Source organism: Klebsiella quasipneumoniae subsp. quasipneumoniae, from assembly GCF_020525925.1.
GTDB lineage: Bacteria > Pseudomonadota > Gammaproteobacteria > Enterobacterales > Enterobacteriaceae > Klebsiella > Klebsiella quasipneumoniae.
In genome coordinates this window covers 4,114,125-4,140,358 of record NZ_CP084876.1, presented here as the reverse complement: position 1 = coordinate 4,140,358, position 26,234 = coordinate 4,114,125, and the positions used below count along the sequence as shown (strand labels likewise).

27 protein-coding genes are annotated in these 26,234 nt (G+C 60.0%); 7 read left to right on the top strand and 20 right to left on the bottom strand.

What is annotated here, in order from left to right:
* Positions 1-56 precede the first annotated feature (56 nt).
* The 4 genes from ribH to pgpA all read left to right on the top strand — a co-directional run bounded on the left by ribH (position 57) and on the right by pgpA (position 2,505).
* Complete coding sequence (gene ribH / locus LGM20_RS19960) at positions 57-527, top strand: 6,7-dimethyl-8-ribityllumazine synthase (RefSeq protein WP_001021161.1); 471 nt, start codon at positions 57-59, stop codon at positions 525-527.
* Positions 528-546: 19 nt separating this feature from the next.
* Positions 547-966, top strand: a complete 420-nt coding sequence (nusB, locus tag LGM20_RS19955) for a transcription antitermination factor NusB (protein WP_002891356.1) — start codon at positions 547-549, stop codon at positions 964-966.
* A gap of 71 nt (positions 967-1,037) precedes the next feature.
* On the top strand, positions 1,038-2,009 hold the full coding sequence (gene thiL, locus LGM20_RS19950) for a thiamine-phosphate kinase (RefSeq protein WP_044521247.1): 972 nt from the start codon (positions 1,038-1,040) through the stop codon (positions 2,007-2,009).
* Between the two features lie 28 nt (positions 2,010-2,037).
* Complete coding sequence (pgpA, locus tag LGM20_RS19945; protein ID WP_004204830.1) at positions 2,038-2,505, top strand: phosphatidylglycerophosphatase A; 468 nt, start codon at positions 2,038-2,040, stop codon at positions 2,503-2,505.
* 45 nt (positions 2,506-2,550) lie between these two features.
* Here pgpA and LGM20_RS19940 read toward each other — a convergent pair whose 3' ends face one another.
* Genes LGM20_RS19940 through xseB form a run of 4 tightly spaced genes read right to left on the bottom strand, consistent with a single transcriptional unit; the run spans position 2,551 to position 6,609 of the window.
* Positions 2,551-3,525, bottom strand: a complete 975-nt coding sequence (locus LGM20_RS19940) for an aldo/keto reductase (RefSeq protein WP_023288598.1) — start codon at positions 3,523-3,525, stop codon at positions 2,551-2,553.
* Positions 3,526-3,585: 60 nt separating this feature from the next.
* Complete coding sequence (gene dxs, locus LGM20_RS19935; RefSeq protein WP_023288599.1) at positions 3,586-5,448, bottom strand: 1-deoxy-D-xylulose-5-phosphate synthase; 1,863 nt, start codon at positions 5,446-5,448, stop codon at positions 3,586-3,588.
* 18 nt (positions 5,449-5,466) lie between these two features.
* Positions 5,467-6,366, bottom strand: a complete 900-nt coding sequence (gene ispA, locus LGM20_RS19930) for a (2E,6E)-farnesyl diphosphate synthase (RefSeq protein WP_004204826.1) — start codon at positions 6,364-6,366, stop codon at positions 5,467-5,469.
* A complete protein-coding gene (gene xseB, locus LGM20_RS19925) occupies positions 6,367-6,609 on the bottom strand; it encodes an exodeoxyribonuclease VII small subunit (protein ID WP_004204824.1) in 243 nt (80 codons plus the stop codon). It lies immediately after the preceding gene.
* A 181-nt stretch (positions 6,610-6,790) separates the two neighbouring features.
* Between xseB and thiI the strand changes: the two genes are divergently transcribed.
* Positions 6,791-8,239 (top strand): tRNA uracil 4-sulfurtransferase ThiI, encoded by a 1,449-nt coding sequence (thiI, locus tag LGM20_RS19920; protein ID WP_004151340.1) that lies wholly within the window; start codon positions 6,791-6,793, stop codon positions 8,237-8,239.
* 66 nt (positions 8,240-8,305) lie between these two features.
* Here thiI and LGM20_RS19915 read toward each other — a convergent pair whose 3' ends face one another.
* The 3 genes from LGM20_RS19915 to panE are packed head-to-tail and all read right to left on the bottom strand — an operon-like array spanning position 8,306 to position 10,301.
* Positions 8,306-8,782: an SRPBCC family protein gene (locus LGM20_RS19915; RefSeq protein WP_044521248.1), complete on the bottom strand. Its 477-nt coding sequence runs from the start codon at positions 8,780-8,782 to the stop codon at positions 8,306-8,308.
* Between the two features lie 51 nt (positions 8,783-8,833).
* Complete coding sequence (gene yajL / locus LGM20_RS19910; RefSeq protein ID WP_023288601.1) at positions 8,834-9,427, bottom strand: protein deglycase YajL; 594 nt, start codon at positions 9,425-9,427, stop codon at positions 8,834-8,836.
* A complete protein-coding gene (gene panE / locus LGM20_RS19905) occupies positions 9,390-10,301 on the bottom strand; it encodes a 2-dehydropantoate 2-reductase (protein ID WP_044521251.1) in 912 nt (303 codons plus the stop codon). The genes yajL and panE overlap by 38 nt, the downstream gene beginning before the upstream one ends.
* Positions 10,302-10,519: 218 nt before the next feature.
* Between panE and LGM20_RS19900 the strand changes: the two genes are divergently transcribed.
* Complete coding sequence (locus LGM20_RS19900) at positions 10,520-11,011, top strand: YajQ family cyclic di-GMP-binding protein (protein WP_002891465.1); 492 nt, start codon at positions 10,520-10,522, stop codon at positions 11,009-11,011.
* Positions 11,012-11,054: 43 nt separating this feature from the next.
* On the opposite strand, the gene LGM20_RS19895 is transcribed toward LGM20_RS19900, so the two are convergent.
* From LGM20_RS19895 to LGM20_RS19860, 8 genes are all read right to left on the bottom strand, one after another.
* Positions 11,055-12,419: an MFS transporter gene (locus LGM20_RS19895; RefSeq protein WP_023288603.1), complete on the bottom strand. Its 1,365-nt coding sequence runs from the start codon at positions 12,417-12,419 to the stop codon at positions 11,055-11,057.
* 159 nt (positions 12,420-12,578) lie between these two features.
* Positions 12,579-13,757 carry a Gfo/Idh/MocA family protein gene (locus LGM20_RS19890; RefSeq protein ID WP_044521253.1) on the bottom strand — a complete coding sequence of 393 codons (1,179 nt, stop codon included), beginning with the start codon at positions 13,755-13,757 and terminating at the stop codon, positions 12,579-12,581.
* A gap of 333 nt (positions 13,758-14,090) precedes the next feature.
* Positions 14,091-15,452, bottom strand: a complete 1,362-nt coding sequence (locus tag LGM20_RS19885; RefSeq protein WP_017898923.1) for an MFS transporter — start codon at positions 15,450-15,452, stop codon at positions 14,091-14,093.
* A gap of 10 nt (positions 15,453-15,462) precedes the next feature.
* A complete protein-coding gene (locus LGM20_RS19880) occupies positions 15,463-16,281 on the bottom strand; it encodes a sugar phosphate isomerase/epimerase family protein (RefSeq protein ID WP_032453585.1) in 819 nt (272 codons plus the stop codon).
* Positions 16,282-16,339: 58 nt separating this feature from the next.
* A complete protein-coding gene (locus LGM20_RS19875) occupies positions 16,340-18,031 on the bottom strand; it encodes an FAD-dependent oxidoreductase (RefSeq protein WP_044521255.1) in 1,692 nt (563 codons plus the stop codon).
* Positions 18,032-18,041: 10 nt separating this feature from the next.
* On the bottom strand, positions 18,042-18,362 hold the full coding sequence (locus LGM20_RS19870) for an NIPSNAP family protein (RefSeq protein ID WP_004204812.1): 321 nt from the start codon (positions 18,360-18,362) through the stop codon (positions 18,042-18,044).
* A gap of 13 nt (positions 18,363-18,375) precedes the next feature.
* Positions 18,376-20,052, bottom strand: a complete 1,677-nt coding sequence (locus LGM20_RS19865) for an FAD-dependent oxidoreductase (protein WP_044521258.1) — start codon at positions 20,050-20,052, stop codon at positions 18,376-18,378.
* Entirely contained in the window at positions 20,049-20,870 is an 822-nt protein-coding gene (locus LGM20_RS19860) for a shikimate dehydrogenase family protein (protein WP_044521259.1), read from the bottom strand. The genes LGM20_RS19865 and LGM20_RS19860 overlap by 4 nt, the downstream gene beginning before the upstream one ends.
* A 152-nt stretch (positions 20,871-21,022) precedes the next feature.
* Between LGM20_RS19860 and LGM20_RS19855 the strand changes: the two genes are divergently transcribed.
* Positions 21,023-21,781 carry an IclR family transcriptional regulator domain-containing protein gene (locus tag LGM20_RS19855; RefSeq protein WP_023288610.1) on the top strand — a complete coding sequence of 253 codons (759 nt, stop codon included), beginning with the start codon at positions 21,023-21,025 and terminating at the stop codon, positions 21,779-21,781.
* Positions 21,782-21,819: 38 nt separating this feature from the next.
* Here the strand turns inward: LGM20_RS19855 and LGM20_RS19850 are convergent, their stop codons facing one another.
* From LGM20_RS19850 to cyoB, 5 genes are all read right to left on the bottom strand, one after another.
* Positions 21,820-22,152: a hypothetical protein gene (locus tag LGM20_RS19850; protein WP_023288611.1), complete on the bottom strand. Its 333-nt coding sequence runs from the start codon at positions 22,150-22,152 to the stop codon at positions 21,820-21,822.
* A gap of 249 nt (positions 22,153-22,401) precedes the next feature.
* Positions 22,402-23,289, bottom strand: coding sequence for a heme o synthase (cyoE, locus tag LGM20_RS19845; protein WP_002891629.1), 888 nt, complete (start codon positions 23,287-23,289; stop codon positions 22,402-22,404).
* An 11-nt stretch (positions 23,290-23,300) separates the two neighbouring features.
* Positions 23,301-23,630 (bottom strand): cytochrome o ubiquinol oxidase subunit IV, encoded by a 330-nt coding sequence (locus tag LGM20_RS19840; RefSeq protein ID WP_002891634.1) that lies wholly within the window; start codon positions 23,628-23,630, stop codon positions 23,301-23,303.
* A complete protein-coding gene (locus tag LGM20_RS19835; protein WP_002891635.1) occupies positions 23,630-24,241 on the bottom strand; it encodes a cytochrome o ubiquinol oxidase subunit III in 612 nt (203 codons plus the stop codon). Before LGM20_RS19835 ends, LGM20_RS19840 begins: the two co-directional genes overlap by 1 nt.
* A complete protein-coding gene (cyoB, locus tag LGM20_RS19830; RefSeq protein ID WP_004204804.1) occupies positions 24,231-26,222 on the bottom strand; it encodes a cytochrome o ubiquinol oxidase subunit I in 1,992 nt (663 codons plus the stop codon). Before cyoB ends, LGM20_RS19835 begins: the two co-directional genes overlap by 11 nt.
* Positions 26,223-26,234 lie beyond the last annotated feature (12 nt).

Here is a 26,234-nt window from a genome sequence, read left to right as displayed (position 1 = left end):
GAATAATATGATAAAATCCGCCCCCCTTGCGGGGCACATGAACCCGAAGGAAGAGTATGAACATTATTGAAGCTAACGTTGCTACCCCGGACGCTCGCGTCGCCATCACCATTGCGCGTTTCAACAACTTTATCAATGACAGCCTGCTGGAAGGTGCGATTGACGCCCTGAAACGCATTGGTCAGGTAAAAGATGAAAACATCACCGTTGTTTGGGTTCCAGGCGCGTACGAGCTGCCGCTGGCGGCTGGCGCACTGGCGAAAACCGGTAAATATGACGCGGTGATTGCGCTGGGTACGGTGATTCGCGGCGGTACCGCCCACTTTGAATATGTGGCTGGCGGTGCCAGCAATGGCCTGGCGCACGTCGCTCAGGACAGCGAAATCCCGGTAGCCTTTGGTGTTCTGACCACTGAAAGTATTGAACAAGCCATCGAGCGCGCTGGCACCAAAGCCGGTAACAAAGGCGCAGAAGCTGCGCTGACCGCGCTGGAAATGATTAACGTATTGAAAGCCATCAAGGCCTGATTTTTGTAAGGGGAATTCCGTGAAACCTGCTGCTCGTCGCCGCGCCCGTGAGTGTGCCGTTCAGGCGCTCTACTCCTGGCAGTTGTCCCACAACGACATCGCTGATGTCGAATACCAGTTCCTGGCGGAACAGGACGTAAAAGATGTTGATGTTCTGTATTTCCGCGAACTGCTGTCCGGAGTGGCGACTAACAGCGCGTACCTCGACGGCCTGATGAAGCCCTACCTGTCCCGTCAGCTGGAAGAGCTGGGTCAGGTGGAAAAAGCGGTGCTGCGTATCGCGCTGTTTGAGCTATCCAAACGTGATGACGTACCGTATAAAGTGGCCATCAATGAAGCTATCGAACTGGCGAAAACCTTCGGCGCTGAAGATAGCCACAAGTTCGTCAACGGCGTGCTGGACAAAGCGGCTCCGGTAATTCGTCCCCACAAGAAGTAAACTGCAGGCCGGGTTTTGCGAGGGTCGCCTCGCAACCCGGCCTTATTTATTATTTTGCTGAGGCATAACGTATGGCATGTGGCGAATTCTCCCTGATTGCCCGTTATTTTGATCGCGTTAAAAGCGCTCGTCTTGATGTCGAAACCGGTATCGGCGACGACTGCGCTCTCCTGAATATTCCCGAGAAAAAAACGCTGGCAATCAGCACCGACACTCTGGTGGCGGGCAATCACTTCTTCCCCGATATCGACCCGGCCGACCTCGCCTATAAAGCGCTGGCGGTAAACCTGAGCGACCTCGCGGCGATGGGCGCGGAGCCGGCGTGGCTCACCCTGGCGCTGACCTTGCCGGAGGTGGATGAAGCCTGGCTGGAAGCCTTCAGCGACAGCCTGTTTGTCCAGCTTGACTACTACGATATGCAGCTGATTGGCGGCGACACCACCCGCGGCCCGCTCGCCATGACCCTGGGTATCCACGGCTTTGTGCCGCCAGGGCGCGCCATGAAACGTTCAGGCGCGAAGCCGGGAGATTGGATCTATGTCACCGGCACTCCGGGGGACAGCGCCGCCGGCCTGGCGCTGTTGCAGAACCGTCTGACGGTGGATGCGCCGACGGATGCCGATTACCTGCTGGCCCGTCACCTGCGTCCGATGCCCCGCGTGCTGCAGGGCCAGGCGCTGCGCGACCTGGCGACGTCGGCCATCGATCTCTCCGACGGCCTGATCTCCGATCTGGGTCATATTCTCAAAGCCAGCGACTGCGGCGCGCGCATCGATCTTGATGCCATGCCGTACTCCGACGCCATGCTGCGCCAGGTTGAGCCCGAGCAGGCGCTGCGCTGGGCGCTCGCCGGTGGAGAAGATTACGAACTGTGCTTTACCGTACCGGAACTGAACCGCGGGGCGTTGGACGTGGCCCTTGGCCATCTAGGCGCGCGTTTTACCTGTATCGGACAGATTGCGCCGGAGAGCGAAGGTTTGCAGTTTATCCGTGACGGTAAGCCGGTCACGCTTGATTTAAAGGGATACGATCACTTTGCGTAGTCGAGACGAGGCGCTTAGCCGCCTGAGTATGCGTAATCCGTGGCATCTGCTGGCGACCGGCTTTGGCAGCGGCTTAAGCCCGGTGGTGCCGGGGACGATGGGGTCGCTGGCGGCGATCCCGTTCTGGTATCTGATGACTTTTCTCCCCTGGCAGCTCTACTCGCTGGTGGTGATGATGAGCATCTGTATCGGAGTCTATCTGTGCCATCGTACGGCCAAAGATATGGGCACCCATGACCACGGCAGCATCGTCTGGGACGAGTTCGTCGGGATGTGGATCACCCTGATGGCGCTGCCGACCCTGGACTGGCAGTGGGTGGCTGCCGGCTTCGTCATTTTCCGTATCTTCGATATGTGGAAACCGTGGCCGATTCGCTGGTTTGACCGCAATATTCACGGCGGAATGGGGATCATGGTGGACGATATCGTCGCCGGCGTGATCTCCGCCGGCGTGCTGTATGTTATTGGCCATCACTGGCCGATCGGTCTGCTTTGACCGCTGCTCCCCGGCAGCGCCATGCTGTCGGGGAAATCACGCCCGTCACTTAAATCCCACCACCGGATGCGGCTGATAGGGCGCCTCCAGTTTGTCGATCTGTTCCGAAGATAGCGTCAAATCCACCGCCTGCAGCAGGTCATCGAGCTGCTCCTGACGCGACGGACCGATAATCGGCGCGGCGACGCCGGGCTTGCTTAACAGCCAGGCGAGGGCGACCTGTGCGCGACTGGCGTCGAGCTCTTCCGCCACGTCCGCGAGATTCCCGGCGATCTGCGCGTCGTTCTCTTCGCTGGTGCTGTAAAGCGATTTGCCGAACTCATCCGAGACCAGCCGGGCGGTGGTCTCACCCCATGGGCGGGTCAGCCTGCCGCGCGCCAGCGGGCTCCACGGGATCACCGCCACGCCGTTACGCTGGCACAGGGGCAGCATCTCATTCTCTTCTTCCCGGTAAATCAGGTTGTAGTGATCCTGCATGGTGACGAAGCGCGCCCAGCCGTTCTGCTGCTGAAGCGCCAGCGCCTGGGCAAACTGCCGGGCATGCATGGACGAGGCGCCGATATAGCGCGCTTTGCCGGCTTTCACCACCTCGTCCAGCGCTTCGAGCGTCTCTTCAATCGGGGTGCTGTAGTCCCAGCGGTGGATCTGCAGCAGGTCGACATAGTCCATCCCGAGACGGCGCAGGCTGTCGTCGATGGAGCGCAGGATCTGCGCCCGGGAAAGCCCTTCCGCCAGATCGCCGACCTGATGATAGACCTTGGTGGCGACAATCACCTCATCGCGGCGGGCAAAGTCGCGCAGGGCGCGGCCGACGATCTCTTCGCTGCTGCCGTCGGAGTAGCTGTTGGCGGTATCGAAGAAGTTGATGCCGCCTTCAATGGCGTGCTGAATGAGCGGGCGACTGCTCTCTTCCGGAAGCGTCCAGGCGTGCCTGCCGCGGTCCGGCTCGCCGAAGGTCATGCAGCCGAGGCAGAGCCGGGAAACACGTAAGGCAGTATCGCCGAGGGGGATATAGTGCATAGTGCGCTCCTGCTATTCATCAAGGGTATCCCTTAAGCATAGCAGGAGCGGGAGGGGCGATTATGCCAGCCAGTCGAGGATTTTGGCTTCAATGCCGGCGGCATCAAGGCCGAGGTCGGCGCGGATCTCTTCCTGAGTGCCCTGCGGAATAAAGACATCCGGCAGGCCAATATTGAGCACCGGTACCGCCCGGCGATGGGCCATCAGCACTTCATTCACGCCGCTGCCGGCGCCGCCCATAATGGCGTTCTCTTCCAGCGTCACCAGAACGTCGTGCTCGCCTGCCAGCTGCAGGATCAGCGCGGTATCCAGCGGCTTCACAAAGCGCATATCCACCAGGGTGGCGTTGAGTTTGTCCGCCACCGCCGCGGCTTCCGGCAGCAGGGTGCCGAAGTTAAGGATCGCGACCTTCTCGCCCTGGCGCTTCACGACACCTTTGCCGATCGGCAGCGATGCCAGCGGCTCCAGCGTCGCGCCGGTGCCGCTGCCGCGCGGATAGCGCACCGCGCAGGGTCCGTCGCTGTAGTGGTAGCCGGTGTGCAGCATCTGGCGGCATTCATTTTCATCGCTCGGCGTCATCACCACCATATCCGGAATACAGCGCAGGAAGGAGAGATCGAACGCCCCCTGATGCGTCTGGCCGTCTGCGCCGACAATCCCGGCGCGGTCGATGGCAAACAGCACCGGCAGCTTCTGAATAGCCACATCGTGGATCACCTGATCGTAGGCTCGTTGCAGGAACGTGGAGTAGATGGCGACGACGGGCTTGTAGTCGCCAATCGCCAGTCCGGCGGCGAAGGTGACCGCATGCTGCTCGGCGATGGCGACGTCAAAGTACTGATCGGGGAATTTCTTCGAAAATTCCACCATCCCTGAACCTTCGCGCATCGCCGGGGTGATGGCCATCAGCTTGCTGTCTTTGGCCGCCGTTTCGCACAGCCAGTCGCCGAAGATTTTCGAGTAGGAGGGGAGACCGCCGCTGCTTTTGGGCAGCACGCCGCTGGTATGGTCGAACTTCGGCACCGCGTGGAACGTGATCGGGTCTTTCTCGGCGGGCTCATAGCCGCGGCCTTTTTTGGTCATAATATGCAGGAACTGCGGGCCCTTCAGGTCGCGCATGTTCTTCAGAGTGCTGACCAGACCGAGCACATCGTGGCCATCCACCGGGCCGATATAGTTAAAGCCCAGCTCTTCAAACAGCGTCCCAGGCACCACCATGCCTTTGATATGCTCTTCGGTCCGCTTAAGCAGCTCTTTAATCGGCGGTACGCCGGAGAAGACCTTTTTGCCGCCTTCGCGCAGGGTGGAGTAGAGCTTACCGGAGAGCAGCTGCGCCAGATGATTGTTCAGCGCGCCGACGTTCTCGGAGATCGACATTTCATTGTCATTCAGCACCACCAGCAGATCGGGTTTGATATCCCCGGCGTGGTTCATCGCCTCAAACGCCATGCCGGCGGTGATCGCCCCGTCGCCAATCACGCACACCGCGCGCCGCTGCTTATCCTCTTTCGCGGCGGCGATAGCCACCCCGATGCCAGCGGAAATGGAGGTGGAGGAGTGACCGACGCTCAGTACGTCGTACTCGCTCTCACCGCGCCACGGGAAGGGGTGCAGGCCGCCTTTCTGGCGAATGGTGCCGATTTTGTCGCGGCGGCCGGTCAGAATTTTATGCGGGTAGGCCTGGTGGCCGACGTCCCAGATCAGGCGATCGAAGGGCGTGTTATAGACGTAGTGCAGCGCCACGGTCAGTTCCACGGTGCCGAGGCCAGAGGCAAAGTGACCGCTGGAGCGGCTGACGCTGTCCAGCAGGTAGCGCCGCAGCTCATCACACAGCTTCGGCAGGCTCTCTTTTGGCAACAGGCGCAACTCCTGGGTGGAATCTACCAGCGCCAGGGTCGGGTATTTGGCAATATCAAAACTCATCAGAGACTCATTTATTGTTTATTTATCGCGCTGAATAATGTAATTCGCGAGCGCTTCCAGTGCCGAAGTATCCAGAGATTGTGCGGCCAGTTCATCTAACGACCGGCGGGCATCAGCGATCAGGTCGTGCGCTTTCTTCCGGGCTTGCTCAAGGCCCAGGAGGGCGGGATAGGTGCTTTTACCCAATTGCTGGTCGGCACCCTGACGTTTGCCAAGGGTCGCAGTATCCCCTACCACGTCGAGAATGTCATCCTGGACCTGGAAGGCCAGGCCGATATTTTCCGCATAGCGATCCAGCGCGGGAAGGGCGGCGCGCCCACGTTCGCCGGCGCTCAGCGCCCCCATGCGGACGGCGGCGCGGATCAGCGCGCCCGTTTTGTGGCGGTGGATACGCTCCAGCGCCTGCAGATTCACCTGCTGTCCTTCCGCCTGCAGATCCAGCGCCTGGCCGCCGCACATGCCCGCCACGCCGCTGGCCTGCGCCAGTTCGGAAACCATCGCCAGACGATCCCGGTCAGGGACGTCCGTCATCGGCGCATCACTGAGTATAGAAAACGCCAGCGTTTGCAGGGCATCTCCCGCAAGAATTGCGTTGGCTTCGCCAAATTTAATATGGCAGGTCGGCAGTCCGCGACGCAGATCGTCATCATCCATCGCCGGCAAATCATCATGCATCAGGGAATAAGCATGAATGCATTCGACCGCGGCGGCAGGGGCGTCCAGCGTGGTGCGGCTCACGCCGAACATCTCGCCGGTAGCGTAGACAAGGAAGGGACGCAGGCGTTTACCGCCTAAGAGTGCGCCATAATGCATCGCTTCCACCAGCGGAGTGTTCTGAAAGGGCTGCGGCGCGATAAAACGGCGCAGCGCCTCGTTAGCCTGTTCCACACAGGCCTGCAATTGTTGCGGGAAATCCATTTATTCAGCGTCCGGCGTAAAAGGCGTGGTCGGGGAATCTTCACTATCCGCCAGCAGGATCTGCACGCGCTGTTCGGCCTGCTGTAGCTGGCTTTGCCCCTGGCGGGCCAGCTGGACCCCGCGCTCAAATTCGCTGAGCGCTTCTTCTAACGGCAAATCGCCGCTTTCCAGACGGTTAACGATCTGCTCCAGTTCGCCCAGCGCAGTTTCAAAGCTGGCCGGGGCCTCATTTTTCTTTGGCATAGTGAATGTAGACTCTTGTTATGTCGCGACGGCAATACCGGGTATGGTAACGAAGTCACGCGTGTAAGCAAATAACGCGCAATGGTGATATACTCCGCGCCCAGGATGCAGGCACCGGTGTGCGCTGCTTTACAACTTTTGCTTAAAGCCCCGTCGGGCTTGCCAACGAACTATTGTCGCCATGAAGTTTATCATTAAATTGTTCCCGGAAATCACCATCAAAAGCCAATCTGTGCGGTTGCGCTTCATTAAAATCTTAACCGGGAACATTCGTAACGTTCTCAAAAACTATGACGAGACGCTGGCCGTCGTTCGTCATTGGGATCATATCGAAGTTCGCGCGAAAGATGAAAATCAGCGCCCGGCTATTCGCGATGCGCTGACCCGTATTCCCGGCATCCACCATATTCTGGAAGTCGAAGACGTACCGTTCACCTCGCTGCACGATATTTTTGAGCAGACGCTGCCGCTGTGGCGCGAGGCGCTGGAAGGCAAAACCTTCTGCGTGCGGGTGAAGCGACGCGGCAAACATGAATTCACCTCAATTGAGGTGGAGCGCTACGTCGGCGGCGGCCTGAATCAGCATATTGAAACGGCGCGCGTGAAGCTGACCGACCCGGACGTCACCGTCAATCTTGAGATTGAAAACGATCGCCTGCTGCTGGTGAAAGGCCGCTATGAAGGTATCGGCGGCTTCCCGATCGGCACGCAGGAAGATGTGCTGTCGCTGATTTCCGGCGGCTTTGACTCCGGCGTCTCCAGCTACATGCTGATGCGCCGCGGCTGCCGTGTGCACTACTGCTTCTTTAACCTTGGCGGCGCCGCCCATGAGATTGGCGTCCGCCAGGTCGCGCATTATCTGTGGAACCGCTTCGGCAGCTCGCACCGCGTTCGCTTTGTGGCGATTAACTTTGAGCCGGTGGTCGGCGAAATCCTCGAAAAAGTGGATGACGGTCAGATGGGCGTGGTGCTCAAGCGCATGATGGTCCGCGCCGCGTCAAAGGTCGCCGAACGCTACGGCGTGCAGGCGCTGGTCACCGGCGAAGCGCTGGGCCAGGTCTCCAGTCAGACTCTCACCAACCTGCGCCTGATCGACAACGTCTCCGATACCCTGATCCTGCGTCCGCTGATTTCGCACGATAAAGAGCATATCATCGACCTGGCCCGCGAGATCGGCACGGAAGATTTCGCCCGCACCATGCCGGAGTACTGCGGCGTGATCTCCAAAAGCCCGACCGTGAAGGCGGTGAAGGCGAAGATTGAAGCGGAAGAAGAACACTTCGATTTCAGCATCCTCGATAAAGTGGTGGAAGAGGCGAGCAATATCGATATTCGCGAAATCGCCCAGCAGACGGAAGAGACGGTGGTGGAAGTGGAAACCGTGACCGGCTTTGGCGCCAACGATGCGATCCTCGATATTCGCTCCATCGACGAGCAGGAAGACAAGCCGCTGAAGGTCGAGGGGGTTGAGGTCGTTTCCCTGCCGTTCTACAAGCTGAGCACCAAATTTGGCGATCTCGATCAGAGCAAAACCTGGCTGCTATGGTGCGAACGCGGGGTGATGAGCCGTCTGCAGGCGCTTTATCTGCGCGAGCAGGGCTTCAGCAACGTAAAAGTTTATCGCCCGTAACAGGTTGTTATGATGCAAAAGGCCTTCCCTGATGGAAGGCCTTTTTACTATTGGCAGGGGCGTGTATTAGCGCAGGGTCAGCGCCAGGTCATTCAGCTGATCGATGACAATATTCCAGCCCTCGAAAAATCCCATCTGCTCATGCTGCTCGCGGGTTTCATCGTCGGCATGCAGCACTGTGGCCGTATAGCGACACCCGCCCTGTTCATCGGCAAAGGTGATGATGGCCGTCATCGCGAAGGGGGAAACGGCGGGACGATAATCCGCCGTCAGCATCGAGGTCATGACGATTTTTTGTTGCGGGATAACCTCAAGAAAACAGCCGGGGTTATCGCTGCGTTCACCGTCAGGGCCGTGCATCACGGTGTGAAAGGCCCCGCCGGCGCGAAAATCAAAGGCCAGCACCTCGGTTTGCCAGGGCTTCGGGCACCACCAGGTTTTGAGTAATGCCGGGTCGGTCCACGCGCGCCACAGGGCAGGGACGGGCGCGCTGAGCAGGCGGCTGATAACAAGATCGCGAGAATCGGTTGCGCTTCGGGACATGCTACGACTCCTCAGGAAAAGGGGGAGCCAGTCCGCGGCGCGGACCGGCTATCAGGCTTCGTAGTAATTATAGATGCCGGCGGCCATCACCAGCTGCGAGGCGACCTCATACGCTTTCTCGCGCCCCACCAGCAGATCGATCATTTTCAGGGCGAAATCAATCGATGTTCCCGGCGCCTGGCTGGTTAACAGATTCACCCGTGGATCCCAGACCACCCGTTTATCCTGCCACTGATCGGCGGGGATATGATCCTTCAGCGCCGGAAAACCGGTCATGTTGCCGATCGGGAACAGCTGATGGGGCACCAGCACGGTCGCCGGGGCGGCACAGATGGCGGCCACAATGCGCCCGGAGAGATGGAACTGTCGGACGGTTTCCACCAGCAACGGGCTGTCGCGGAAGCACTCTGCGCCCTTGATACCGCCCGGGAGGACGATGATATCGAAATCGCCATCGGCCACCTCGACCAGCGGGGCATCCGCCAGCAGTTTGACGCCGCGCGAGCAGACGATGGTCAGGTTGCCGTCGCTGGCGACGCTGGCGGTGGTCACTTTGACTCCGCCGCGAACCAGCAGGTCGATGGTGGTGACCGCTTCGGTCTCTTCGCTACCAGGGGCGAGGCAAATCAGTGCCGACGCGCTCATATTCATTCTCCTTACGCTTGACCAGTTCAAATAAGCGGGCGTTTTCCGGTACGGCAACGCCGTGGGCGCGGGCGCGGTTGAGCAGAAAACCGGTGATATAGTCGATCTCCGTGTGCCGCTGGGCGCGAACGTCCTGCAGCATGGATGAGATATTTTCTGCCGTACTTTCAATCACCTGTTCGACATAAAATAGCAGGTTTTCCGCCGAGGTATGAATACCTTCGCGCTCCATCACTGCCGCCACCTCGCGACAAATGGCCGCAACTTCCTGCGGATAGTCGCGCAGATCGCCGTTTTTACACCCTTTTAGCGCGGTCAGGGGGTTAATCACGCAGTTAACCGCCAGCTTGCGCCAGGTGGCCGAGAAGATATTGTTGTGCCAGGCGACATCCGGCAGCACGCTCTGCAGCACTTCAGCGAGGTAGCTGTAGTCCTCTTCGTAGCTTTTCGCCGGCCCGATATGCGTGGTGCCCTGGGCGACGTGGATGATGACATTCCCGTCGCGGCGCGCCGCCTGGGTGGTGGAGGCCAGCAGCAACGGCTGTTTCACGCTGCGCAGCTCCTCGACGGTTCCCATGCCGTTATGCACCAGCACAATCGGCGTGGAGACCGGCAGGATCGCGGCCAGGTGCTTCACCGCGTTTGAAACCTGCCAGGCTTTTAAGGTGACAATCAGCAGCTCGCTGCTGGCAAGAAAATCGGGGTCGTTGGCCGTCAGCGACTCGTTGAACACCGAGCCGTCCGTTTCAATGACGTTGACGCTACAGAATGGCTGCGGTACGCGTAGCCAGCCCTGGACTTCATGTCCCTGTTTGCACAACGCGGTCAGCCATAGTTGTCCCAGTGCACCGCATCCCAGTACGGTTACTTTCATTGTTCCTCCTCATCTGCCGCTACCCCAGGCGCTGATGGCTAAAGTATATCTCGTCGCTTTTCGCATCGTCGGACGGAAAGGGGGTTTTGGCGTCGTCGGGCAGCATGGGGAAAATAGCGCGAGCGTTGCGTAATCAGCTAAGCTTCCGGGATAACAAGTTGAGTTATGCCGCGTTGCAGGTATTATGCAACGCAAAAGAAACGGAAGGAGAGGAAAAGATGCCATCTTTCGATATTGTCTCTGAAGTTGATCTTCAGGAAGCCCGTAACGCGGTGGACAACGCGAGCCGCGAAGTCGAGTCGCGTTTTGATTTTCGTGGCGTTGAAGCCACGTTTGAATTAAACGACGCCAACAAGACCATTAAAGTGCTGAGCGAGTCTGACTTCCAGGTGAATCAGCTGCTGGATATCCTGCGCGCCAAGCTGCTCAAGCGCGGCATTGAAGGCACCTCCCTCGACGTGCCGGAAGATATCGTACACAGCGGTAAAACCTGGTTTGTTGAAGCGAAGCTGAAACAGGGCATTGAAAGCGCGGTGCAGAAGAAGATCGTTAAACTGATCAAAGACAGCAAGCTGAAAGTGCAGGCCCAGATTCAGGGCGAAGAGATCCGCGTGACCGGTAAGTCCCGCGACGATCTGCAGTCGGTGATGGCGCTGGTGCGCGGTGGCGATCTGGGACAACCGTTCCAGTTCAAAAACTTCCGCGACTAAGGCGGCAGACTGACAGCAAAAAGCGGGGAATTCCCCGCTTTTTTTATACCCCTTTGATAAGCTGCTCTATCTCGAAGCGGTTGGTGACCTTGCTGTCGATTTTGATATACACCGAGCGCTCCTCGGGCACCACCAGCGCCTGATGAACCCCGCTGGCGCTGAGCAGACGCGCCTGCAGCGCGCTGTCGACCACCACGCCGTCCGGTACCTCCACCCGCAGACTGCTGACGTAGGGCGGCTCGCTCATGGTGCTGGCCACCAGCAGCCACAGCATCGCCAGCAGCGCGCCCAGCAGAAACACGGTCTGTGAATCAAAGAAACCATCGACCCAGCCGCCAAGGGCGCCGCCAATCGCCACCCCGAGGAACTGGCTGGTGGAGTAGACGCCCATCGCGGTGCCTTTATAGCCCGCCGGCGACTCTTTGCTAATCAATGACGGCAGTAGCGCTTCCAGCAGGTTAAACGCCAGGAAGAAGAGCTGAACGCCCGCTACCAGCTCCCAGAAGTAGCCTCCGGCGCCCCAGAGGACAATTTCCGCAATCAGCAGGATGGCCACGCAGAGCAAAAAGACGCGCTTCATCTTGCGCTTCACTTCGGCGTAGATAATAAACGGCACCACCGAGATGAAGGAGATAACCATGGTGACCAGGTAAATCTTCCAGTGCTCGGCGGCCGGGAAGCCGGCAGCCTCCAGCTGTCCGGGCAGCGCGACAAACGTGGACATCAGCATGATGTGCAGGCACATGATGCCAAAGTTGAGCTTCAGCAGGCGCGGCTCCGCCAGCACCTTGCTAAAGCAGCCCTTCACCATCCCGGATTCGCGGTTAAGCACATGATTCTGGCTGTTGGGAACCACCCACAGGGTGAGCAGGATGCCGACGGTCGCCAGGATGGCGATCATCCAGAACAGGGCGTGCAGGCCCAGCTGATGGGTAATAATCGGCCCCAGCACCATGGCGATAGCGAAAGTGACGCCGAAGCTGACGCCAATAAACGCCATCGCTTTGGTGCGGTTCTGTTCACGGGTGAGATCGGAGAGCAGGGCCATGACCGCGGCGGCGATGGCGCCGGAGCCCTGCAGGGCGCGGCCAAGAATGATGCCCCAAATGGAGTCGGTGAGCGCGGCGATGACGCTGCCGAGCACGAAGATAAGCAGGCCGCCGACGATCAACGGCTTACGGCCAATACGGTCAGATAACAGTCCGAAGGGGATCTGGAACACCGCCTGCGCCAGACCGTAGATGCCGATCGCCAGGCCAATCAGCGCTTCACTGGCGCCCTGCAATGCCATGCCATACGTGGTCAGAACCGGCAGGACCATAAACATGCCAAGCATGCGCAGGGAGAATACCGTCCCCAAACCCCAGGTCGCGCGCAGTTCCCCTGGCGTCATTTTGTTATCGTTCATTACCACCTCAATATAAAAACTGCGCCTAGTGTAGCGGCGGGGGGTAAGAAGCGTAAATAAATGTTTGTTTAACAGATATTACGGGGCTGTTGCGCGATGCGACAAGTTGGTAAAAATCAATAAACCAGTGGAGGGGGACTCCACTGGCGAGGGGGAAAATTAAGGTAAAGTAAAGTCAACCCACTGGCTGCCGGCATCAGCCGATTTGACGCACTGCTCGACCCAGTAGACGCCGTGCAGCCCGGCTTCGACGTCCGGATACCAGAAGTCTTGCAGGAAGGTGCGATCGTCACGGTCCGTGGCGTCAATCGCCTGCGCATAGCGGCGATAGAGATTGGCCCAGGCTTCAAACAGCCCTTCCGGGTGGCCGCCGCCGATGCGATCGTCCGCCAGCGCGTTTGCGCTCAGGTAGGGCATCCCGCGTTCCAGAATGCGCGCCGGCTCGCCCTGCACCTCATAGCTGAGCTGGTTAGGATGCTCATCCCACCATTCGATACTCGCCTTTTCGCCGACGATGCGCACTTTTTGCGAGTGCATGGCGCCGCTGTTCACCGCGCTGGTCCACATCGAACCAACCGCGCCGTTGTCATACTCCATCAGGACAAAGGCGTTATCTTCCAGCGGCGTGCGGGAGGGGACAAAGCTCTGGCGGGAGCACATCAGCCGTTTGATATTGAGCTGCGGCGCCATGGTTTCGGCGACAAACAGGGGATGGGTGGCCAGATCCCCCAGCACATAGCTGGGCCCGGCGAACTTCGGCGTTACGCGCCAGCGGGTGGATTCTGCCTGCAGCTCGACGGCCTGGTTATGAAAGCCGTGAGCGAACTGCATATTGACGACGCGGATCTCGCCGAGCAGCCCATCGGCAATCATCTGCCGCGCCTGCTGGATCATCTGATAGCCGGCGTAGCCGTAGGTGACGCCGACGATTTTGTTCTGTTTTTTGCTCAGGTCCACCAGCTCGCGCGCCTCTTCGGCGGTAAAGCAGAGGGGCTTTTCACAGATGACGTGGAGGCCCGCTTCCAGCGCCGCTTTGGTGATGGCGAAATGGGTATTGTTCGGGGTGGTGACCGAGACGACCTCGATCCCGTCAGGGCGGCGGGCTTCTTCACGAAACAGGGTCTGGTAGTCGGCGTAGCAGCGCTCCGGCGCGATGCCCAGCTGCTCACCAAACGCGCGCCCGCGCTCGGCATCAACGTCAAGCGCGCCGGCCAGCAGGGTGTAAACATTGTCACGCAGCGCCGCACAGCGGTGGCTGTAGCCGATCTGGCTGGTTCCCCCGCCGCCGACCATGCCCCAACGCAGGGAACGGGATAAGGGTTTCAGACCGTTTAACATGGTGCTCTCCTTTTTGAAATCATTCGCACTCTGAGGCGCTCAATGCCGACGCCTGCGGCAACGCGCATCCGGATAAACTGACCTAAACTTAAGGAAATGTTTGTTCTGTTTCAATTGTTATGTGGAATTTATTTTTCATATATGCGAAGGGGATCGAATAAGCAGAAGTTTATTTTCTGCTGGCTTGAAAAGAGGAGAGGGGAAACAACGGCAATGGGAGCAGGCCGAACGGTTGCGGAGCGCTTTTCGTTACACAGCAAGATGAAATAAATGTTCCTTCTAGCCGCAGCGCGCGGTGCAATCCGCAGATTGCACCGGAGGAAGGATACCGCATTACGCTCCGCGCACAGACGCGGGGGCTGGCGAAGCGGCGGGAGGATTACCTGCGGCGAAGATGCCCTTCGCCGCCAGGCCTGCGACGGTGAGGGCAGCCGGGATGCCGAGGATCAAAAAGACGCTTTCGAAGGGCAGGTTGAGCGCCATCATCTCAGCGCCGGCAAAGGCGCTGAGGATCGCGCCGATCCGCCCGACGCCGTGCATCCAACTGGAGCCGGTCGCCCGCGCCTGCGTGGGGTAGTAACGGGCGGAGAGGGCGTTCATGCCCGTATTGGCGCCGTTCAGGCAGGCGCCGCTGATAAACGCCAGCATGCAGAGCAAGGCAAAGCTGCCCGCGGCGTAGCCCATCGCCATGGTAAACAGGCCGCCGACGGCGTAGATCATTCCCAGCGCGCGATGGGGATTGATGCGGTCCATCAGCCAGCCGGCAAACAGCGAGCCGAGGGTGCCTCCCGCCTGGTAGATCGCCGTCATCACGGCCGCCTGGCTGACGGTAAGCCCGACCTCCTTAACCAGCGTTGGCAGCCAGCTGCCGAGAATATAGACCAGGAACAGCCCCATAAAGTAGACCAGCCATAGCATCAACGAGCCAAAGCCGTACTGGCGGGAGAGCACAATGCGCATCGCGTTGCCGGCCGCCGGCTGCGCCGGCAGGATAAACGTCACGTTGTCGCTGATTTGTCCGGGATAAAGACGATTAAGGATGGCGCGAATGCGCGCCGCTGGCGCTTGTTTGATCACCAGAAAACGAACCGATTCCGGCAGCCGCCAGATAAGCAGGGGGGCGAACAGCAGCGGCAGAATGCCGCCGAGCGCCATCAGCGAGTGCCAGCCAAACTGCGGGATCAGCCATGATGCGGTGAATCCTCCGGCCGCCGCGCCGAAGGTGAAGCCGCAGAAGATGACGGTAATAATAAATGAGCGCTGGCGTTCCGGGGCGTATTCCGACACCAGCGTCCCGATGTTCGGCATCGCGGCGCCCAGTCCAAGGCCGGTCATAAAGCGGAAGAACATCATCTGCTCAATGTTGTGCGAGAAGGCGGTGGCGATGGTCCAGAAGCCGAAGAAGAAGACGCTGTTGATGATGATCTTTTTGCGTCCCAGCCAGTCGGCGAGCGGGCCAGAGAAAATAGCGCCCAGCGCGAGGCCGATCAGCGCGGCGCTGATCACCAGGCCCAGCTGGTGGTTGCTTACCCCCCACTCCAGCTTCAGCGTCGGGGCGATAAAGCCCATGATCGCGATATCAAACCCATCGAGAGCGATAACGCAAAAGCCGAGAAAAATAATCTGTTTTTGAAAGCGGCTCAGCGGGTTACGGTTAATTAACTCTCTGACATCCAGGCGTTGAGTCTGTGTCATAGCGGATTCCTTATGCGCAGGAGCGCAGGTAGGGCTGCGCGGCAGTGAACAGTAATTGCGCCCGCTGGAGGGGCGGCAGGGCGCCCTGCTCGCCGTCGAGCGGCACCTCGAGGGAGACCGGCAGCGTCGCCGGCAGAGCCGACATCAGACCGTGCAGATCCAAACCGCCTTCCCCCGGCACGTTGCGCGCTGAGCGGGCCTGGCGGATGAGCTCCTGCTCGCTTTCCGGCCGCTGCGCCGCGCCATCGCAGAGCTGCATATAGTTCAGATGATGCGCGGGCAGGCTGGAGAGGGCGGCGAGCGATTCTCCCGCGCGCCAGAAATGAAGGGCGTCCACCAGGATGCCGATATCCTCCCGCCCGCTGGCGGCGATCAGCGCCTGCGCATCGGCGATCGTGCGCAGCTGGGTCCAGGGCATTGGCTCAAGGTTCATGGTCAGGCCAAACGGGCGGCCGGCCGCGGCGAGAGTGGCCAGGTTGTCGGCGCTGCGCTGCAGGTTGTCGTCATTCCCGGCGACTAACACCTGCCCGGCGCCAAGCCGCGCGGCGGTCTCCATAAAGCGCTGCAGCCGATCGTCGAGGGTAAACCCCGGGCTCAGGCGGACGATCTCCACGTCCGAGACGCGGATGCCGGTTTCCATCAGCGCGGCCAGGGTCGCGCGGACGGCGGGGGTATCGCCCAGCATATCGTAGTCCGGGTCGGCGGGGGTGGCGGGCAGCAGCCGCAGACCCACGTGGGTAAAACCGGTTCTGGCCGCTATCCGCACCTGTTCGGGGGGAGAGACATCGAGCAGGCTCAGCGCGGCGAGCGATAGGGTACGCATGTTCATAAATGGCTCCGGTTCAGTTGCAGGTGAAGTTAGCCAGGGTTATTGCCGTCCCTGGTTGTTATTGCTCTGTTTTTATTGTGTTTTCAGCCAGTTTTTTGCCCACCAGGTAGCCGAAGGTCATCGCCGGCCCGAGGGTGATCCCTCCGCTGGGGTAATAGCCGCGCATCACGCTCGACATGTCGTTGCCGATGGCGAACAGGCCCGGTATCGGCTGCTGCTGCCCGTCCAGCACCCGAGCGTGTTCGTCGGTTTGCAATCCGCTGAAGGTGCCCAGCGAGCCGGGCAGAATGCGCACCGCGTAGAACGGCCCTTCGCGCAGCGGTCCGAGCGTCACCTGATGGTCACCCTGCGCGCGGTTATAGGCCGATGCGCCGCGGTGAAAATCGACGTCTTCACCGGTGCTGGCGAAGTGATTAAAGCGTTCAACGGTTTCCGCCAGCGCATCGGTATCGATGGCGCAAAGTTTCGCCAGCTCGGCCAGGGTGTTTCCTCGCAGCAGATAGCCGGTACGCAGCCAGGCGGTAGGGGGGAACGGGAAGGGCCTGGCGTGGCCCAGGCCATAGCGGCGCAGCGCGCGCCGATCGGCCAGCAGCCAGGCCTGCGGCGTGTCGCCCACGGGCGTCGCCGCCAGCAGGGCGGCGATAAAGTCGTGATAGGAATCGGCCTCGTTAACAAAGCGTTTGCCGTTAGGCAGGACGGCAATCACCCCGGGCTTGGCTCGCTCCACCAGATGGGGAAACATCAGCTGCTGGCCGCTGGCGAGGGTGACGCGGGACACCGGCGCCCAGGCCAGCGGGTGGCGCAGGCGGGTATCGAACTGGCCGCCGACGGATTCGCCAAGGCGGATCCCCTCGCCCTGATTGTCAGGCGGCGCGGCGGAGAAATGGCCGTAGCCCTCCGCGGCGTGAGGCACCACCTGCGCCAGGCGCTGCCGATCGTGGGGAAAACCGCCGCATGCCAGCACCACGGCGCCCGCTTCGACGTGCATCTCCCCGTCATCGCTGCGCAGCACCGCGCCGGACACGCCCTGCGGCCCCTGCAGCAGCCGAACCGCAGGCGCATTGAGTTGAAAGCGCACTCCGGCGTCGAGGGCGGATCGCAGCAGACGGGCGACCAGCGCATTGCCATTGACCAGATGCTGCCCCCGTCCGGCGCGCAGCCGCTGCCAGCCGTGGCGCAGCAGGCGGCGGGCGGCATACAGCGCGGAGCGCGGCGAGCGGGTGGCGTTAAAAAAATGCGCCATGTCCGCGCCGCCGGCGATGCCCATCCCGGCCAGGCTGATGGTCTCCAGCGGCGGGCGCAGTCGGTGGAGCCAGTCGCCGAGCAGGCGGCCATCGTAGGGCTGAGCGGTCACCGACCGCCCACCGTTCGCCGCGCCCGGCGACGCGTGAAAGTCCGGCATGGCGCTGCCCGACAGAAACTTCACCGCCGTCCGCTGATGAAAAAACTCCACCATTTCCGGCCCGTGACGCAGGAAGGTCTGCAGGCGAACGTCGGCGGCTTCGCCCCCCATCTCATGCTGCAGATAGGTCAGCGGAGCATCGGCCGCTTCGTCGATGCCCTCCGCCCGCGCCAGCGGGTTGCGGGGGATCCACAGCCAGCCGCCGGACCAGGCGCTGGTTCCGCCGAGCACTGACGCCTTCTCCGCCACCATGACGCTGGCGCCGTGCATTGCCGCGGTGACCGCGGCAGAGAGTCCCGCCGCGCCGGAGCCGACCACCAGCATATCCACCTTCACAGGCCCGCTCATGATGGACTCCTTACTGCAATGGTGAAAAAGCGGTGGGGCGCATCAGCACCGACTCGAGGCGCTCCACGGCGGCCAGTTCGCGATTTTTCCGCGAGAAGGTCTGCCAGCGCTCGTCCTGGGCCATCCGCGCGCGGCGTACCAGGCGATCGTCCAGGCTTTCGTAAGCCCAGATGTGCACTACCTGATTGACCACGCCGATCTCGGTAAAAAAGAAGCCGATCAGTTTGCCGAGATGGTCAGTTTGCACCGCCAGGGCATCGCTTTGGTACAGCGCCAGCCAGTCGGCCATTTTCAGCGGATTGATGGTGTAGGTGCGTTTTTCGTAGATCATGATGTTTTCCTGATTAGTGGGTGGCGGGTTGCGCCAGATGGCAGGCGGCGAGGTAGCCAAACGTCAGCCCCGGGCCAAGGGTGATGCCGGGACCCGGGTAGGTGCCGGCCATCAGCGAATCCATGTCGTTTCCCACCGCGTACAGCCCCGCGATAGGCTTTCCTTCGGCGTTGACGACCTGGGCATCGGCGGTGGTGACCAGACCCCGGGAAGTCCCCAGATCGCCGGTATAGAGTTTGATGGCATAGAACGGCGCGCTGAGCAGGGGAGCGTTGCAGGCGTCAGGGTGATGGCCCGGATCGCCCATCGCCCGGTTATAGCTGTTGCCGCCTTTGGCAAACTCACGGTCCACGCCCTGCGCGGCGTCACGATTGTAGCGGGCGACCGTCTCGCTCAGGGTGTGGGCATCCAGCCCAAGCTGCTGCGCCAGCGCGGCCAGGGTGTCGGCTTTGTGCAGATAGCCGGCGGCGATCAGGGCGTCATTGTTCACCGGCGCCGGGCGCGCCAGCCCGAGGCCGTAACGCTTCATCGCCTGGGCGTCGCACAGTAAAAAGCAGGGGGCATTCTCCGCAGCATGCTGCATCGCGCTGGCAAAATGGTGATAGGAGCTGGACTCATTAACGAAGCGTACCGCCCGCTGATTGACGGCAATCACGCCCGGCTTGGCCCGGTCGGTCACCAGGTGGGGGAAGCGCTCCTCGCTGCCGTCGGCCCGGGTCAGCACCGATACCGGCGCCCAGAAAAAGTTGGATGCCCGATCGGCTCCCTCGCGAGCGTTAAGCGCCGCCGCGAGACGCAGCGCGGCGCCATCATTGGCCGGCGGCGACATGGTGAAGTGCTCTCGGGTGTCAGGCCGATAGCGCGCCGCCAGCGCGCCAGCGGCAAAACCGCCTGCGGCCAGCACCACCCCGCGCCGGGCGTGCAGCGTCTCTCTTTGCCCCTGACTCTCAATCTCTACCCCGGTGACCGCGCCTTGCGCTTCGCACAGCGCCAGAACATTGACATTCAGCCGCAGGCTCATGCCTTTACGCAGCGCCGTGGTCGCCATGCGGGCAATCAGCGCATTGCCCATCGCCAGGCGGGTGCCGCGAGGGTATGTCACCCGGTCGCGGGCGTAGCGCAGCAGCAGTCGGGTGCAATGGGCCAGGGAGCGCAGCGAGCGACGCATATCGAGAAAATGTTGAATGTCGACGCGGTTGACCATCATTCCGCCAAACAGCAGCATCCCCGGCGGCGGCGAGCGCAGGTCGCGAAACGCGTCACCCAGTTCACGGCCGTCATACTCCACCACCTCCAGCGCCCGCCCGACGTCGACACCGCCGGGCTCATCCGGATAGTAATCAGGTGAGAGTGGGCGCAGGCTATATTTCACCGCCCCCTCGCGCTCCAGAAAGGCGAGGGCCTCTCGCCCGGCGCTGACAAACGCCTCGGCGATATCTTCGCGGTAGTGGGCCTCGCCGATAATGGTTCGCAGATAGGTTTTGATCGCTTCGGCGCTACCGCTTTTGCCCGCGGCGCGCGCCTGGTCGGTATCGTGCAGCCACACGGCGCCGCCAGAGATGGCCGAGGTGCCGCCGAACTGACCGGCTTTCTCCAGCATCAGCACCGACAGCCCTTTGCAGCTGGCGGTGACCGCGGCGGCAAAGCCAGCGGCGCCGCTGCCGATGACGATCACGTCCCAGCTCTTCATGCCGCTGCTCCCTGCGCCGGCGGGATGGCGCCGATAAACTGGCCCATCAGCGTCATCTGCGCCAGCGCCATTTCCGGCCCGGTCTGTACCCGGCAGCCGCGGGCGGCGGCGAAGGTGAGCAACGGCGTCATCACCGGGGCGGTGACAACGTCAGCCACGTGGGTGGCGCTGTCGAGGGTCTCCAGCAGCGCCTGCGGCAGGGGCAGCGCATCAAATCCGGCCATGCCGGCCGGCGAGCCGTTGACCAGCAGATCGACGCCGTGCAGGGTGTCCGGCAGCGCGCTCAGTCGCACCGCCGGAAAGGCTTCAGCCAGAAGATCGTGCAGGCGTTGCCGGGTGGCGGGGTTTTGATCGTGCAGAGCCAGCTGACGGAGCCCCGCCTCGCACAATCCCCAGGCGATGGCGCTGCCGACGCCGCCGCAACCGGAGAGCAACGCCTGCTTACCCGCCGGCTGAAAACCCTGTGCCTCGGCGGCGAGCAGAAAGCCGACGCCGTCCAGCATATCGCCCTGTAACCGGCCATCCGCCAGCTTGCGGATCACATTGATGGCGTTGAGTCGGCGGGCGCGCGGCGTAAGCTCGTCGACCAGCGCGGCGGCGCGTTGTTTATGCGGCACCGTCACCAGCACGCCGCTCATGTTCTGCCAGCCGCGCAGGGCGTTGAGGTAGGCGGCCACCGCGTCCGGGGCGATATCCACCGGGATCATGACGCTGTCCATGTGCTGTTCGGCAAAGTAGCGGTTGAAGTTATCCGGTGATTTCACCTGGGCAATCGGATGACCAATCACGGCGACAACCTGGGTAGTTCCACTGACCATTGCAAACCTCATTTGTTAAATGAATGTTGTGAAAGTATTTCAGTGGAAGCTGGGACCGACAACGCAGAATTCGGACATGTCGGTTGTTAATCGCACGATCGCTGCGATAATCGCAGGAAATCGATAATGATGTTGCAAAAATGTGAGCGAATATGCAAAACACCATTCATCCTCGCGATCTGATCGTCGGTTTACAAAAAGGGTTGGCGCTCATCCAGCTTTTTTCTAAAACCTGCCCAAAGCTCACCGTCGCTCAGGCGGCGAAAATGAGCGGCCTGACGCAAAGCGCGGCACGACGTTTTCTGTTGACGCTGCTGCATGAGCGCTATTTGCAAACCGATGGTCGCTATTACTGGCTTACCCCGAAGACGCTGCGGCTTGGTCAGGCCTACGTCGATTCGGCGCAGTTTCCCCGCATGGTGCGGCCGATTGTCGAATACATCGCCAGCCGGACCGAGGAGCACGCCTCGGTGGGGGTGGTGGATGAAGATGAACTGGTCTATATCGCCCGCAGCCGTCATACGCCATTTAACTCCACGTCGGTTCGGCTTGGGGAGCGGGTGCCCATCTTTTGTACCGCCGGGGGGCGGTTATGGCTGGCTTCGCTGCCGGAAGCAGAGTGTGAAGCGGTTCTACAGCGCATTACCCGGGAACAACGCACGCCCTATACGGTGACCGACGTCGCGTCGTTGATGGAGAAGATTGCCCAGGTGCGGCGTCAGGGGTATGCCACTATCGAGCAGGAGTTTGAGATTGGTATGCTGGTGCTGGCGGTACCGTTAACCGACAGGGAAGGGACCTGGTGGGGAGCGTTAAGTCTGACCAGTCATCAATCACGGACTTCGCTGGACGCGTTATGCCGCGACCACCTTGATCTGCTCTATAGCGCGCAGGCGATGCTGGTGGGTTAAACAGGGCAGCCGATGCGCTGCCCTCGGCGAGACGTCGTTTAGGCTGACGCTTTGTTGAGGAAGCTGCTCCAGTCGCTGGCGGCGTTATCGACAAAGGTGTTCCAGCTGGTGCCGGCGGTATTGACGAAGCTACCCCAGTTTTCCTTACCGGTGGTCACAAAGGTTTCCCAGTTTGTCTGACCGGTCAGGAAGGAACCAAACGCCATCGCGCTGTCGCCAACGAATGAGGCGAAGGCGGTACCGGAGGTGAGGACAAACGAGGTGAAGCCGACGGCAGAGTTGGCGACAAAGCTGGCGAAGCCGTTGGCCGCGCCGAACAGGTTAAAGCCGCCGGAGATGTACTCCATTTCGTTCAGTGTTAATTCTTTCATTGCGATTCCTTGTAGTGAATATTTCCCAAACGGGTGTAAACCCGAGGCGAAAAGTAGCATCGCGGGCGCGTGCGGCGCGAGCGATACCCGGTTAGCACAAGCTCATTTTTTCCTCATTTTTTGGGCGTGAGATAGCGAAACCGGTGCGGGGGAGGGGAGGGGAAGTATGAAATGAGAAAGGAACCAATTTGAAACAGAAAAGAAAAAGCCCCGTCAAAACGGGGCTTTATATCGTACTGGAGAGCGAGATTATCTCACGTAAGCCAGCAGGCTATGTGAATCCGGCACCATAAAGTCAACGGACATCATCACGGACAGCGCAGTGATGGCGACGATGGAAAAGACGAACAGCTTGCGCGCCCAGACTTTGTCATCTGCCACTTTGTAGCCACGCAGCGCCATGCCCAGCCACCAGACGCTGACCGCAGCCGCCACGACCAGGTATTTATACCCGGCGTAGCCGCCCAGCGAGAGCATCAGGGTCGCAACGGCAAAGGCGACGATGTACAGCGTAATATGGTTTTTGGCGACCGAAATGCCTTTCACCACCGGCAGCACCGGAATATTCGCCGCCTGATAATCCTTAAAGCGGAAAATCGCGATGGCGTAGGAGTGAGGCATCTGCCATAGGCTAAAGATAGCCAGCAGGATCGCCGCACCGCTGTCGAAATCACCGGTGACCGCGCAGTAGCCAATCACCGGCGGCGCGGCGCCGGAGAGTGAGCCAATCAGCGTGCCGTAGACAGAGTGGCGTTTCATGTACAGGCTGTAGACGCCGACATAAACCACGAACCCCATCACCCCCAGCCAGCAGGCCAGCGGATTTGCGCCGAACCACAGCAGCATAAAGCCAGCAATACCCAGCAAGGTGGCGTACACCAGCGAAGCTTCTGGCGAGATCAGCCCTTTGACCAGCACCCGGTTTTTCGTCCGTTCCATCTTACGATCGATGTCCCGGTCGATGTAGTTGTTGAATACACAACCCGAGGCGACCACCAGGGATACTCCAAGGAGCGTCCAGACGAACAGCGGATAGTCGATGTGGCCTTTGGAGGCCAGCAGGAAACCGCCGATCACGGAGATCAGGTTGCCAAAAATAATGCCTGGTTTCGTAACTTGCAGGTATTGCTTAAACATACTCGCCGCTCTTAGTGCATCATCATGTTGTAGTTCAGGTTCCACATAATCCAGATGGAGCCGACAACCACGATCGCAATGATGATTACGGTGAAGATAAATGCGGTCAGGTTCCAGCCTTCATCGGACTTGCTGTTCATATGCAGGAAGTACACGAGGTGTACCACGATCTGCACCACAGCGGTCACCAGAATGGTGCCAAGGATAACCGCATGCGAGGCGGAGCCACTCATCACCATGGCGAACGGAATGACCGTCAGGATGATGGACAGGATAAATCCTGTCATGTAGCTCTTCACGCTGCCGTGAGAAGCGCCGCTATGATCGGTAGAATGACTCATTACATCGCCCCCATCAGATAGACAACCGAGAACACGCAGATCCACACGACGTCCAGGAAGTGCCAGAACAGGCTCAGGCACAGGATACGCGTGCGGTTAGTGCTGGTCAGGCCACGACGTGAAACCTGGAACATCAGCACCGCCATCCAGATAAGGCCAGAGGTCACGTGCAGACCGTGGGTGCCGACCAGCGCGAAGAACGCGGACAGGAAGCCACTACGATCCGGACCAAAGCCTTCCATGATCAGGTGATGGAATTCATAGATTTCCATCCCGATAAATCCGGCGCCAAACAGCCAGGTCAACGCCAGCCAGGAAACCACCTGGCTCTTGTTGTTTTTGTACATGGCGATAGCCGCCATGCCGTAGGTGATGGAGCTGAACAGCAGCAGTGCGGTTTCAACCAGAACGAACGGCAGTTCGAAAATATCTTTGCCAGTCGGTCCGCCGGCCGTGCCGTTCACCAGAACGGCATAGGTAGCAAACAGCGTAGCGAAGATAATGCAGTCGCTCATCAGGTAGATCCAGAAACCGAATACCTTCATCGGTCCTGTATCATGGTGCCCGTGTTCATGCGCGTGGGCAGTATGCGCAAGAGTATCAGTTGCCATTTTTCAGCCCTGCTTTGTTAATCTCATCGAAATGCTGTTTTTCCAGTTTTTCGACTTCTGCAACCGGTACGTAGTAATCCACGTCCTCGTCAAAGCTCTTAATAATCCAGGTCGCTACGATGCCGATGAAGCTGGCGATCGCCATCCACCAGATATGCCAGATCATGGCGAAACCAAATACCGTCGCGAAGGCGGCAATGACGATGCCGGCGCCGCTGTTTTTCGGCATATGAATTTCTTCATAGTGAGCAGGCTGTTTGTACGCTTCACCTTTCTCTTTCATTTCCCAGAAGGCGTCACGCTCGTGAACCTGAGGAACGATAGCGAAGTTGTAGAACGGCGGTGGAGAAGAGGTTGCCCACTCCAGCGTACGGCCACCCCACGGGTCACCGGTCAGGTCACGGTTCTGATCGCGGTCGCGAATAGAGACGTAGAACTGAATCAGCTGGCACAGGATACCGCAGGCGATCAGCGCCGCACCGCAAGCTGCAACAACCAGCATCGGGTGGAACTGCGGATCGATCTGCTGGCTCAGACGACGGGTCATCCCCATGAAGCCCAGCACGTACAGCGGCATAAATGCTACGAAGAAGCCGATGATCCAGAACCAGAAAGCGCGTTTGCCCCAGGTTTCGTTCAGGGTGAAGCCAAAGGCTTTCGGCCACCAGTAGGTCAGACCTGCGAAGCAACCGAATACCACGCCGCCGATGATAACGTTATGGAAGTGCGCGATCAGGAACAGGCTGTTGTGCAGAACGAAGTCCGCGCCCGGTACCGCCAGCAGCACGCCGGTCATCCCACCTACGGAGAAGGTCACGATAAAGCCGATAGTCCACATCATCGCCGAGTTGAAGACGATGCGACCCTGATACATGGTGAACAGCCAGTTGAAGATCTTAACCCCGGTCGGGATCGCGATAATCATGGTGGTAATACCGAAGAAGGCGTTTACGTTTGCGCCGGCACCCATGGTGAAGAAGTGGTGCAGCCAAACGATGAACGATAGAACGGTAATACAGACGGTTGCCCACACCAGAGAGGTGTAACCGAACAGACGCTTACGCGAGAAGGTCGCGGCGATTTCGGAGAAGACCCCGAACACCGGCAGAACCAGGATGTACACTTCCGGGTGACCCCAGGCCCAAATCAGGTTGATGTACATCATCATGTTGCCACCCATATCGTTGGTAAAGAAATGGGTGCCCAGGTAACGATCCAGGGTCAGCAGCGCGATGGTGACGGTCAGAATTGGGAAAGAGGCGATAATCAGGATGTTAGCGCACAGAGATGCCCAGGAGAATACCGGCATCTTGAACATGGTCATGCCCGGGGCGCGCATCTTGATAATGGTCACGAAGAAGTTAATACCGGTCAGGGTAGTACCGATACCGGAGAGCTGCAGCGCCCAAATCCAGTAGTCGACCCCTACGCCAGGACTGTACTCAATTCCCGACAGCGGCGGATAGGCCAGCCAACCGGTCTGCGCGAACTCCCCGACGCCCAGAGACAGGTTAACCAGAATCACGCCCACAACGGTGAACCAGAAGCTCAGGTTGTTGAGGAACGGGAAGGCTACGTCGCGTGCGCCGAGCTGAAGCGGAACCACCAGGTTCATCAGACCGATAACGAACGGCATCGCTACGAAGAAGATCATGATAACGCCGTGGGCGGTAAAGATCTGATCGTAGTGATGAGGCGGCAGGAATCCTGCTTCCCCGGCCGAGGCCAGCACCTGCTGGCTACGCATCATGATGGCGTCAGCAAAGCCACGCAGCAGCATGACGATTGCCACGATAACGTACATGATACCGAGACGTTTGTGGTCGACAGAGGTCAGCCACTCGTTCCATAGGTAGGACCACTTACCGAAGTAAGTGATGGCCGCCAGAAGCGCCAGTCCCCCAATGATAATCGCAGCCACCGTTACCACGATAATAGGTTCGTGGTAGGGCACTGCATCCAGTGTAAGTTTTCCGAACATCGTTTTCTTCCT